The sequence below is a fragment of the Bacillus sp. FSL R5-0654 genome, from assembly GCF_038008745.1.
In the GTDB taxonomy this organism is placed as follows: domain Bacteria; phylum Bacillota; class Bacilli; order Bacillales; family Bacillaceae; genus Bacillus; species Bacillus safensis.
In genome coordinates this window covers 805588-818038 of sequence record NZ_JBBOZV010000001.1, presented here as the reverse complement: position 1 = coordinate 818038, position 12451 = coordinate 805588, and the positions used below count along the sequence as shown (strand labels likewise).

9 protein-coding genes are annotated in these 12451 nt (G+C 46.1%); 1 reads left to right on the top strand and 8 read right to left on the bottom strand.

The window, feature by feature from the left end:
• Together NSS76_RS03890 and NSS76_RS03885 are read right to left on the bottom strand one after the other, a co-directional pair.
• A complete protein-coding gene (locus tag NSS76_RS03890) occupies positions 1-1107 on the bottom strand; it encodes a nitric oxide synthase oxygenase (RefSeq protein WP_044335441.1) in 1107 nt (368 codons plus the stop codon).
• 104 nt (positions 1108-1211) lie between these two features.
• Positions 1212-1769, bottom strand: a complete 558-nt coding sequence (locus NSS76_RS03885; RefSeq protein ID WP_044335443.1) for a PadR family transcriptional regulator — start codon at positions 1767-1769, stop codon at positions 1212-1214.
• A 112-nt stretch (positions 1770-1881) separates the two neighbouring features.
• Between NSS76_RS03885 and NSS76_RS03880 the strand changes: the two genes are divergently transcribed.
• The gene (locus NSS76_RS03880; RefSeq protein ID WP_008341777.1) at positions 1882-2367 is read left to right on the top strand and encodes a phenolic acid decarboxylase; all 486 of its coding nucleotides are present in this window, start codon (positions 1882-1884) and stop codon (positions 2365-2367) included.
• Positions 2368-2552: 185 nt separating this feature from the next.
• On the opposite strand, the gene NSS76_RS03875 is transcribed toward NSS76_RS03880, so the two are convergent.
• The 6 genes from NSS76_RS03875 to NSS76_RS03850 form a co-directional block, all read right to left on the bottom strand.
• The gene (locus tag NSS76_RS03875; RefSeq protein WP_281237294.1) at positions 2553-4184 is read right to left on the bottom strand and encodes a M14 family metallopeptidase; all 1632 of its coding nucleotides are present in this window, start codon (positions 4182-4184) and stop codon (positions 2553-2555) included.
• A gap of 177 nt (positions 4185-4361) precedes the next feature.
• On the bottom strand, positions 4362-5660 hold the full coding sequence (locus NSS76_RS03870) for a citrate:proton symporter (protein ID WP_034283666.1): 1299 nt from the start codon (positions 5658-5660) through the stop codon (positions 4362-4364).
• Positions 5661-5969: 309 nt separating this feature from the next.
• Entirely contained in the window at positions 5970-6947 is a 978-nt protein-coding gene (locus tag NSS76_RS03865) for a tripartite tricarboxylate transporter substrate-binding protein (RefSeq protein ID WP_024424603.1), read from the bottom strand.
• A 3-nt stretch (positions 6948-6950) separates the two neighbouring features.
• Positions 6951-7646: a response regulator gene (locus NSS76_RS03860; protein WP_025092679.1), complete on the bottom strand. Its 696-nt coding sequence runs from the start codon at positions 7644-7646 to the stop codon at positions 6951-6953.
• 3 nt (positions 7647-7649) lie between these two features.
• Positions 7650-9245, bottom strand: coding sequence for a sensor histidine kinase (locus NSS76_RS03855; protein WP_341080855.1), 1596 nt, complete (start codon positions 9243-9245; stop codon positions 7650-7652).
• A 141-nt stretch (positions 9246-9386) separates the two neighbouring features.
• The gene (locus NSS76_RS03850) at positions 9387-12389 is read right to left on the bottom strand and encodes an exosporium glycoprotein BclB-related protein (RefSeq protein ID WP_341080854.1); all 3003 of its coding nucleotides are present in this window, start codon (positions 12387-12389) and stop codon (positions 9387-9389) included.
• Positions 12390-12451 lie beyond the last annotated feature (62 nt).

Sequence of the window (12451 nt, the reverse complement as noted above, 5' to 3'; positions counted from 1 at the left end):
CTAGGCTTTTTCTGTCCTGTGATAGGGCTTGTCCTGATAAAAATAGTTTGGTTTCACAATGGTATTGTCGTAATGCTTGTGGAATATGTGGGTAGCAGCTGGTGATACTGGCGGAATCAGCCATGTCCAGTCCCCAGTCAGCTTGCGGTCAGCCTTTTCTTCCTGCTTTTCAAACTGCTTGAATTGATGTGCTGCTGTATGGTGATCGACAATGGTTACCCCTGCTTCGCGATAAGAATGGAGAACCGCCACGTTCAATTCGACAATGGCTTTATCCTTCCAAAGGGACGCATTCTTGGTTGTGTCCAGTCCTAAAAGAGAAGCGACTTTTTTCAGCATATTGTAGCGGTTTTCATCCGCTAGGTTGCGTGCGCCAATTTCTGTGCCCATATACCAGCCATTAAACGGTGCAGCATTGTAATGAATACCGCCAATCTCTAATTTCATATCAGCAATAATCGGGACCGCATACCATTTTAGTCCCAAATCACGGAATCCATCATATTCAGGATGGGTGATCTCTACCTCTTGGACGATTTCTTTCGGAAGCTCATACAGAACAGGCGGCTGACCTTTTAGCTGAAACATGAGAGGCAGAATATCAAAATGTGTGCCCTCCCCTTTCCAGCCATGTGCTTCACATAATTTTGTTAATTCAAGAGATGCCTCGTCGCCGATGATGCCATATTCCGTTTCATAGCCTGCATAACGAACGAGCTGATGATTATAAATGACGACTTCCTTCTGTCTGTTTTTCTCTGGGGGAAAGATCGTGATGGACGGTTTGATTTTCCCGCCATTTGTCGCATACTCAATATGATGAAAGAGCGCCTCCTTCACCTCATCCTCTGTCTTTACATGCCGGCAGTCATGCACTTGCAGGGTCGACCAAAACAAACGGCCAATGCAGCGGTTACTGTTGCGCCATGCCATTTTCGCCCCGTGAGCTAATTCCTCTAGTGTATGCGTATAAATTCCTTCAGACTCAATTTCTTTTTTTATTTCATGCAGACGTGCTGCTTTCTCTTCATTTGACTTGTTTAATTCTTCATAGCATACAGAAATAAAAGCTTCTGCTTCATTCCACAACGCTTCTTGATTACTCAAACATACTCGCCTCACTTTAATACGAATATATCCATTGTAGCGGTTTCTATTGATAAATTCACTCGTTTCAAACCATTTTTTATCAAATCATCCGACCATTGTCCTTAGATCATAGATGAATCAATACGTTTAAGGGTCTTTTGGAGCCAGCGGACATAGCCTTTTTCCCTTTCGATTGCCCTTGTCAGCACTAAGTAATGCCCAAATTGCGCTGAATGCAGTGATTCAGCAGAAGGGTCTTCCTCTGTCAAAGCGTGCAGCTTTTGTTCCAGCACATCTACTTTCTTGGTGCGCTCTAAAAGTTGATAGGCAAACAGGTCAGCCGCTTCTTCTTTGTCCATGGAGGAGATGAAAAAGGTTTTAAGCATGAATTCATCCTTTGTAGTTTCCGGAATCGGATCTTTTGTTCTTAACCACTGACGCAATTCTTCTTTTCCTGCCTCAGTGATTTGATAGACCTTCTTCTCCAGCTTTTTTCCTTGTATGTGAATATCAAATTCAATAAACCCTTCCTCTGTGAGACGCTTCAGCTCAGGGTAAATCTGACTGTGCTTCGCACTCCAAAACTGTCCAAGGGAATCCTTAAAATGTTTCGTGATATCGTATCCCGTCAGCTCACGCTGATCCAGCAAGCCAAGAATGGCATATTTTAGTACTCTCATGATGGGCCTCCAACGCTTATTCTTTGACAATAGTATACCATAGACTTTAAAATAAACATGTAAATAACAACATGTTTGAAAAAACATCATTCTAATGAAAGAAGGAATAAACATGGATCAATTCGTTGGACTTCATATGATTTATACGTATGAAAATGGCTGGGAATATGAGATTTACATTAAAAACGATCACACCATTGATTACCGCATTCATAGCGGAATGGTTGGAGGACGCTGGGTCCGTGATCAAGAAGTAAATATTGTGAAGCTGACAAAAGGCGTATACAAAGTCTCTTGGACAGAACCAACTGGGACAGACGTCTCTCTGAACTTTATGCCTGAAGAAAAACGCATGCATGGCGTCATCTTCTTCCCGAAATGGGTGCATGAACGTCCAGACATCACCGTCTGCTATCAAAATGACTACATCGATCTCATGAAAGAATCTCGTGAAAAATACGAAACCTATCCAAAATATGTTGTCCCAGAATTTGCGGACATTACGTATATCCATCATGCAGGTGTGAATGACGAAACCATTATCGCAGAAGCACCATATGAAGGCATGACAGATGAAATAAGAGCTGGACGAAAATAAAAAAGCGGCACGCCTAGTGCCGCTTTCAGCGTGTAGACAAACCCTCGCATTCTTTGTCAGTCCTGCGTGCCGGTGCTCACGAATGTACAATTCGCTCCGCTCCGGTACTCGCCCTTCCTAGGGCTGCAAAGGTTTTCTATCACGCTGAAAAGAAGACAAAGGACTAAAATCATTTTAGTCCTTTTTTATTGAATGCCGAGCGTCTTTTGAGGAAGTACGAAACGATAGACTGGCAGTTCATCACCTGTTTTTGAAGCAATAAACCCTGATGACATATAGCTGTCCTTTGATTCTGGTTCAAGGGCAAGTGAGAGCAAATTGGTTTGCGGCTGTGCCGTGACATATACCTTTGTTCCTTTTGGCAGCTGACGTTTCTTGTCAACGAGTTTTGTTTCAAGCTGAATATCTGTTTTGCTCTTTTCCTCTCGCTTTGTCACCTGATAGGCTTGTACCGGCACTTTCATGCCAGCCGGCAATGTGACACTTTTAAATCCTAATGTTCTGAGTTTCTTTTCTACACCTTCATGCCCCGGAAGAATGAGATAAGCTGTCGGCCGTTCTCTTGTTAAGACAGGAACAGCATCGCTCGCACTATGAAAGCGTACAGGAACTTGAGTCGTTTGTCCCTTCTCAATATCAACCATTTCCAGCGAGTCATTGACAGGTGCTTGGAAATCATCTTGAATGACCACTTGATCATCATCATTTGGCTGCAGTCCTTTTTTGACCAGCTTCAGCCGCTCCGTCACCATTTGCCGCTTCACCTGTTTCGCATGTTTCACCGTGGTCTCAATGATTTTTTCATGGGTGGCTACTTGCGCAGCGACGCGGCGGGCAAAATCCTCTCTTCCAATCCCAATCCCTCTGCTTTCTACAAGAAATGACAGGGCTGGCGAAAGTGCAAGGGCATTACGGCCAATTCGCGCATCCGTTCCACCTTCATAGATGTCGATCTTTCCATCCTTTCCTCTTGTGTTTGTATAATACAAATCGTTAGAAAACCCTTTATTCGTCAGCGTTTCACGAACTCCGTTAACGTATAACTCATTTGATGTCAGCCGGATGCTTTCAGGAATGTTTAAATTCTTCCCTGAAAGAATAAGCAAATCATGATATTTGAGAGCGCCTGATGAACCGATATTTTCAAACTGCTTTTGACCCACATCGTATTCATGGGCATCAATAACTACCTCTGGCGCATACCGATTAAATTCTTGATGCAGGGCTGCCAGTTCTGGAGATTCTAATGTCATATGATCACGGTTTCCGTCTAATCCGTTTGCCAGTCTGCGGTCAAACGCATAAGAACCATCAGGATTGATTCTTGGAACAATGATGATATTGACATGATTGAGTATACGCTCTCCTTCTTCACCTGCTAATCGTTTTGCAATGACGAGAGCAGATTCACCGGAGGCTGGTTCATTTCCGTGTATTTGTGCTTGGAGCCAGATGGTTGGCTTTTTTGAAAGTGGAGTAATGGAGCGATCCTTTGTAAAGTACAGGGCCGGAATGGATCTGCCTTCAATGGATGTTCCAATCTGTTTCTGCGTGGCATATGGGCTTTTGCGGACAATGTCTTTTAAGAAAGCTTGAAGCTCTTCTTGTGTCGTAAATGCTTCTCCTTTTTTCTGAAAGGCAGGGGTTTCAAACGTCTCGCCAGGCTTAGGGTATAGCTTTTTCACTGAAGCCGGTTGTTCATAACTCTTTCCATAATAAGGGGTTTCTGCATGAGCTGAAGTTGGGCTCACCATCGACAAACTGCCTGCCAAGAGGCATGCAGCAGCAAAAAGAATCGTGCCTTTTCGTTTGGACATGCTATCCTCTCCCTTCGTTGATTTGCATTATAAAGAAAAAAACAGAAAAAGTGTCAGTATTTTTCAAAAATAAATCTTTTGGAGGAACAGGCAGATCTTTGTCTAGGGCAAATGAATGGAGCCTGCCCGGCAATATGACCTAAAAAAAGTGCCTGCCCGCAGCAGACACTTTTTTATTTACCAGATGGAAATGGCCCCAATGAGAACCGCCATGACGGTCATAGCGACGACTGCCAGCACAGCCCATTTCATCCCAAATTTCTGATGCTGATCCAGTGATACGCCAACAAGTCCAACAAGTAAATGAGTCGATGGAACAAGTGGACTTAACATATGAATCGGCTGACCAATAATAGAGGCTCTGGCAATCTCAATTTTATCGACACCGTATGCTGCCGCTGTTTCTGATAGGATCGGCAGTACGCCATAAAAGTATGCATCATTCGGCATAAAGAAAGTAAAGATCCCGCTTGTTAATGCGACAATGACTGGAATAAAGCCGCCAAGCTGCTCTGGAATTGCAGATACAATCGAAATCGCCATTTCATCGACCATTTTCGTTCCAGTTAGAATACCTGTAAAAACACCTGCCGCAAAAATCATCGAAGCAATGGCTAAAACGTTTGTTGAGTGAGCGGCAATTCGCTCACGCTGCTGATCTAAGTTCGGATAGTTCACGATAATCGCCACACAGAAAGCAAGAACAAATAGAACAGTTAAGCTGACTTTACCTGATACAAGCAGCAGCACCAATAACAAAGTCAGCGCCAGGTTAAACCACCAAAGCTTCGGCCGTTTGATGTCATCTTGCAGTGCCGCTGCCATTTCATTTGCATGAATCGGCTGGTCAAGTTCAATCACACCAAGGCGTTTTCTTTCAGCTTTTCCAAGAAAATAAGCAACAATTATCATACTGAGAACCCCTGCACCAATGACTGGAATCATCGGTCCAAATAAAAGTGAAGGGTCAACGCCAAGTGCACTCGCCGCTCTAGGTGTAGCTCCTCCCCATGGAATTGTATTCATAATTCCCATGCCTACCCCGGCAATACCCGCTAAAATAATTGGACGGATGCCAAGCAGCGTAAATAGTGGAAGCATCGCTGTTGTTGTAATCATATACGTTGTTGTTCCATCACCATCAAGTGCAACAAGCATCGTCAGGACAGCTGTACCGACCACGATTTTTAATGGATCGCCTTTAACGATTTTTAAAATTTTCGCCACCATTGGATCAAATAAACCCGCATCAATCATAATGCCAAAGTACAAAATCGCAAACATGATCATGACCGCTGTTGGTGCGACTTGCTGCACGCCTTTGACAATCATGTCTGAAATTTCAGTAAAATGAAAACCTGCAATAAGAGCAAATGCAATCGGTGTTAACACCAATGCCGTTAAAACAGACATACGTTTCGTCATAATCAAAACCATAAATACAATCATCATAAGAAATCCTAAGATTGCTAACATATTGTTCACCCCTTATGTTGTATACGCTTTCATTAATGTGTTGGTATCCCATTTCCAACCCTTTTTGTCATCATATCTGAGGTGAGAATTGAAGTAAATATTATGAATTTTAATTCTTTTTCGGTCGATAAATGCTTTTTGTTCATTTTGTTCAAACATTGGGCTTTTTGATTCCATGAAAAAAACAAAGGGTTTATTTTAGCCCTTTGTTTTTTTCAGCGTAATAGAAAACCTTTGAAGTCTAGGAAAGACGAGTACTGAAGCGGAGCGAATATGAGATTCGTGAGCACCGGCACGCAGGAAGCGGTCTCACTCGACCGCTTGTTCTCCTTGTATCAATTGCTCATATTGCCTTAATTGATTTTCCATAAAGATCTTTGCCTCTTTGCTGTTCATATAACGACTTGTCCAGCCCTTTTGCTTTAATCGCTTTTTCCAGGACTTCGTTTCCGTCATTTTTTGAAGAAGCTGATCCCATTCACGAATGTCATGCTGACTCATTTGTTTAGGGCCCATCACACCTCGCCAATGGGAAAAGATGAGCGGAATGCCCTGCTCTTTCCATGTCGGCACATCTTCAAATCCATCTAAGCGCTGGCTGGTTGTCGTCGCAACGAGCTTCAGCCTCTTTTTTTCATAATCATGACGAACCTCTGTAATGGTAGTCGTTGCTGCATCCACTTCATGGTTGATGAGCGCCTGAAATAAATCATCTGCACTGTCAAATTTCAAAAATTGAATGCGATATGGATCAATCCCTGCCATTTCTGCTGCCCGGGCGAATGAGATTTGATCATCATTTCCAAAGTCAGGCGCAAACCCAATTTTTAAGGAATCTGGTTTTTTCTTGAGGGCGTGTAACAGCTCCTTCCCATTTGCAAAAGGAGAATCCATCGGGACTGCGACGACCTGCCACTCTTCTGCAAGGATTGCCAGCGGTGTCACATCATTCATCGTCACGTTACTGCTGCCAAGTAAATTACGGCTTAACAATAAGCTTGAATTTAAACTGATATAGTTGGCTTCTCGCTCCATCATGTATGTCCATCCTTTATCCACCGTTCCGCCTCTTTGATAAAGAATGTTCACAGGCCGGTTCACCAGCTTCTCTTGTTCAAGCACTGATTTCATCACCTGGGCCGTTTGGTCAAATCCCCCCTCTGGTACACCCGACACCACAATATATAAGGAGTTTTGCTGAAGGAAAGAGTCTCCAGCTTTTTTTTCATTAAAGGTGAGTGTCATACATAGGCAGAGCACGATCACAAAAAGTATTCCTTTTTTCATCTTTTAAGACTCCGCTTGTTTGGCAGGGTAATATTTACGTTCAGGTCTGCCAATGATTCCGTATGCAAGCTCTGCCCGGCATTCCCCTGTTGTCACAAGATACTCTACGTATCGTCTCGCTGTTGTACGTGATGCGCCCATCTTTTCCCCAAGTTCTTCTGCTGTAATTCCGCTATTCTCTGATGCCATCAATGTTTTCACTTTATCCAAGGTCAGTGAATTGATGCCTGTGGGGAGATCTCTGTCATCCCTTTGTTTTGGCTCTTCCTGCATCTGCCCAAAAAACAGATCGATCATCGTTTGATTGACTTCATCCTTTGAATTGATGATGTCTTTCTTCTCTTTATATTCGGTTAAGACTTGTGCAAACTTTTGTGCGGTCACCGGTTTGATTAAATAATGAACCACTCCGTAATGAAGCGCATCTCTTAAAAGCGTTGTTTCTGTTGCAGCCGTGATTATGATCACATCTACTTCCGGACAGCGTTCTCTTAAAAGCGGCAGCAAGTTTGTGCCGAGTTCATCAGGCATATACACATCAAGCAAAATGAGATCGACTTGTTCCCTTTGGAGCGCCTCCCACATATCCTTTGCACTCTTTGCCTTTCCGGCGACCTTAAATCCTTCTATCTTTTGTATATAAGATTCATGAATGGCAGCGATTCGAAAATCATCCTCCGCAATGAGTACCTTAATCACCATCTATTCCCCCTTTGTGCCTTTCGGTATGTATACAGTGAAGATGGCACCGCCTTCTTTTTGGTTCGCAACTTCAATCCAGCCCCCAAGCTCGTCCAATACTTCTTTCACATTCGCAAGCCCATAGCCTCGTCCTTCTCCCTTTGACGAATGACCTCTTGTGAAAATCTGTGACAATTCCTCTTCATTCACTCCATCACCTGAATCTGACACTTCTATGATAATATCAAACCCAATATCTGTGATGAACAGGTCAACCTCGCGCTTCTCCTTATTTAATACAGCTTCAAAAGCATTATCGACGAGATTGCCAATGATGGTGATAAAGTGAGATAGACTTAAATGAGCTGGGAGCGGCTCAAGTGAGCTATTTTCATCAATGTGAAATTGGACTTTCTTCTCAGATGCTTTCCCTAACTTGCCAAGTAAGATGGCTTGTATTTTAGGAGACCGAATCTGCTTCATGAGTAAATCGTGCTGACGGTTTTGCAGATGATATTCTTCTTTAATTAAGTCGATGGCTTCATCGACTTGCTTCAGCTCAAGCAGGCCTAAAATGGCGTACAGCTTATTTGAGAATTCGTGCGTTTGGGCCCTTAGGTCTTCTGAATATTGGCTGACCTCTGTTAATGTATCCAGCAGCTTCGTCAGCTCTGTTTTCTCTCTGAAGCTCACAATCCCTCCGAATACTCGATGATCCTGCATTACTTTTTTCACATTTAAGACATAGGTTTTATCATTGACGACGGTTTCGATGTTAGGTTCAATCGTCTCTGCCTTTAAATAGAGAAGAAGTTTGGCATTTGGCAAGACTTGATCAATATGAAGAGGCAGCTTTGATGAGACGCGCAGCATGTGCTCAGCTGATGTATTCATCATCGTAATCGCGCCTTTCTGGTCAAACGCAATAATCCCTTCTTTTATAGCGAGCAGCATCGCTTCTCTTTCTCGATACAACGAAGCAATTTCATGCGGCTCAAGCCCTAATGTATCTTTGCGAATACTCTTCGTTAAAAAAATCGCACCGAATATGCCAGGCAAAAGCACGAGAAGGGCAATATAGCTAAGCTTCAATAGCTGATGAGCTGTCGCTTGATCAATTTCCTTTTTTAAAAATTCGACGGTGACTGTGCCGATAATTTCTTCATGCCCCTCTGTTTCTTTCATAATGGGTGCACTGCCTCTGACAACGGTTTCACCATTAGAATCATCAGTTGATATGGAGGTTCCTCCAAATAAGAGGGTACTTCTTCCTTCCGATACACTGATGGTTTTTCCTACGTCCTCATGATTCGTATGAACAAGGACCTTTCCTTTTCGATTGGTAATGAAGATGGCATGTGCTCTTACTTGCTCCTTCATTTGCTCAAGCACTGCCTGTTCTTCATTTTGGGACGCTGATAAAGCCACCGATGCTTTAATGGGCGGCATATATGATATCGTTCTAGCGGTCTGCACCGCCAGCTGTTCAGCTTGTGCCTGCCTTTCTGATGTCTGCAGAAAACCAAAACAAATGGTTAATAATGCAATGACAACAAGCAAAAGCCCGATAATTAACCCCAAAATTTTCGTTTGTAAAGAGACTTTCCTTTTGCCCATCCTCACCGCTACAACCCCTAATTCAGTAGATTCACCCGAATAGACTCTAAGAAAATGATATCATTTTTTCTTACTAAGTTAAGAGAAAATTCTTTCAAACAAAAAAGACGACTCAGGCATCGAGTCGTCCCTATATGCCTATTACGTGATTGATAAACCCGCACTCGCATAGCCAGCTACGGTATTCACTAAGGAAAGACCTGTAGCTGATGCGGAGAACACAACAAGCAATCGTGTTTCAGGTGTGACTGGTACATTTAGACCAGTCGCAATACCATTTGCAATCGCACCCAGCGTTAAAACACCGGTTAAAGCTGGTGCTAAAGTGACACTCGCTACTTGAGTGAAACTGTTATTTGGTGTTGGTGAAGCAAACAAACTAGCTGTGACCGTAATACTTGTGCCAAGCAAAGAAAGAGCAGCTGTCGTACTGAAATAGCCGGCAAATGATGTGATTGTTCCGGCTCTAGGAACTGAGAACGCCATATTGAGTAAAGTGCCTGCAGCACCGGTTAAATCAATCACTCCGCCTAAAATACTGACACCTGTCGCTGAGTTACCAAATCCGATCAAGCTGGATGTTCCAACGAGACCGCCTGCAATTGTTGTCAGGACAGCAGGTGTACCTGAAGCAAACGGAATGATCGCACTCGATCCTGTCACTCCTGTTGGACCGGTGGCGCCTGTTGCTCCTGTACCTGTGACTCCCGTTGCGCCTGTTGCACCGGTTACCCCCGTGGCTCCGGTCACTCCCGTGGCTCCGGTCACTCCTGTCGCTCCGGTTACTCCAGTTAATCCAGTTGCTCCGGTGGCTCCTGTTAATCCAGTTGCTCCGGTGGCTCCGGTTAAGCCTGTGGCTCCTGTGACACCGGTCGCTCCGGTTAATCCAGTTAATCCAGTTGCACCGGTCACTCCCGTGGTTCCTGTCACTCCTGTAGCTCCGGTTAATCCAGTTAATCCAGTTGCACCGGTCACTCCCGTGGCTCCTGTCACTCCTGTAGCTCCGGTTAATCCAGTTAATCCAGTTGCACCGGTCACTCCCGTGGCTCCTGTCACTCCTGTCGCTCCGGTAACTCCGGTTTCTCCCGTGGCTCCGGTTAATCCAGTTGCTCCGGTGAGACCTGTAGCTCCTGTGACGCCAGTCGCACCGGTGGCTCCTGTATCTCCAGTTGCACCCGTATCTCCTGTTACCCCGGTGGCTCCAGTTACTCCTGTGACGCCGGTGGCTCCTGTATCTCCAGTTGCACCGGTTGCTCCTGTACCCGTGACTCCCGTGGCTCCGGTGGCTCCGGTTACTCCTGTGACTCCTGTTGCCCCTGTATCACCAGTTATCCCAGTTGCACCAGTTGGTCCTGTGACGCCGGTTACACCCGTTGCACCCGTATCTCCTGTTACCCCGGTGGCTCCTGTGACGCCCGTTGCTCCGGTCGCTCCTGTATCACCGGTTACCCCAGTTGCTCCTGTCGCTCCCGTGACACCTGTCGCGCCTGCGGCTGCTAATAACGTATAGTCTGGAGAAGTATCCGGTGTGCCTGTTGGTGGCGCCGTGTTAACAAGGTAGGTTCCTCCTTCATATGTTACCACTTGACCTACTGGATAAGTTGGCGCTACTGCTGGATCAAACGCTGCGACTCCGGATAAACCGACTCCCGTCGCTCCGGTTACTCCTGTTGCCCCTGTTTCACCAGTTACCCCAGTTGCACCTGTTGGTCCTGTGACGCCGGTTGCACCAGTTTCTCCTGTCGCTCCTGTGATCCCTGTTGCTCCTGTGCCAGTAGCTCCGGTTGGGCCAATTTCCCCGGTCGCTCCCGTAACACCAGTGGCTCCGGTTGGGCCAACTTCTCCCGTAACTCCAGTGACGCCGGTAGCTCCGGTTGGACCAACTTCCCCGGTTGGTCCTGTCACTCCTGTTGCGCCGGTGGAACCCGTGACTCCTGTACCGGTTGCACCCGTAACGCCAGTCGCTCCTGCAGCGGCCAATAACGTATAATCTGGTGACGTATCAGGTGTACCTGTTGGCGGCGCCGTATTGACGAGGTAAGTTCCTCCTTCATATGTCACCACTTGACCTACTGGATATGTCGGCGCTGCCGCTGGATCAAACGCTGTGACGCCGGCTAGACCTACTCCCGTCGCTCCTGTAATCCCTGTGGCACCGGTGGCTCCTGTTGCTCCCGTATCACCAGTTGCACCTGTGACACCGGTTTCTCCTGTTGCACCGGTGGTACCCGTTGCTCCTGTGACTCCTGTGACTCCTGTGCCAGTAGTTCCGGTTGGGCCAATTTCTCCCGTCGCTCCCGTAACACCAGTGGCTCCGGTTGGGCCAATTTCTCCTGTTGCACCCGTGACGCCGGTGGCTCCGGTTGGACCAATTTCTCCTGTTGCTCCCGTGACGCCGGTGGCTCCCGTTGCTCCTGTTGCACCCGTACCGGTAGCGCCTGTAACGCCAGTCGCGCCTACAGCGGCTAATAACGTATAATCTGGTGATGTATCTGGTGTACCTGTTGGCGGCGCCGTATTGACGAGGTAAGTTCCTCCTTCATATGTCACCACTTGCCCCAATGGATATCCTGGTGCTGCTGCAGCATCATACGGTACAACCCCAGTTAAACCCACGCCGGTGGCTCCTGTGGCTCCAGTTGGACCTGGATCTCCTGTGACACCTGTTGGCCCTGTACCTGCTTCCCCCGCTGCAGCTAATAATGTATAATCTGCCGACGTATCCGGTGTACCTAATGGCGGTACTGAATTGACGACGTACGTACTGCCATCGTATGTCACCACTTGCCCTATTGGGTAGGTTGGTGCTACTGCTGGATCAAATGCCAAGATGCCTGTTAAACCTACGCCTGTTGGACCGATTGGACCTGCTGGGCCTGCCGGACCCGCTGGACCCACTGCACCCGCTGGACCTGCTGGGCCTCTTCTTCCTCTCCCGCCTGGCGGACCTTGAATCACACAAACACAAGGATCTTTTCCGCAGCAAGGATTTTTCACTGGTTTCCTTGGCTTTTCTGATATCCCTTTTTTACAACTATCACATTCCCAGCCATCATCCTTATACGCATCATACCAGCTTCCTTTTTGGTAGTGGTCTGTCGAATGAGTTGGATATGTCTTACCACATTGCCTACATCTTTTCATGGAATCACCCCCATCCATCGTATTCATCATGACTGGGAAAGGTGTATGTACACTTTTATTTT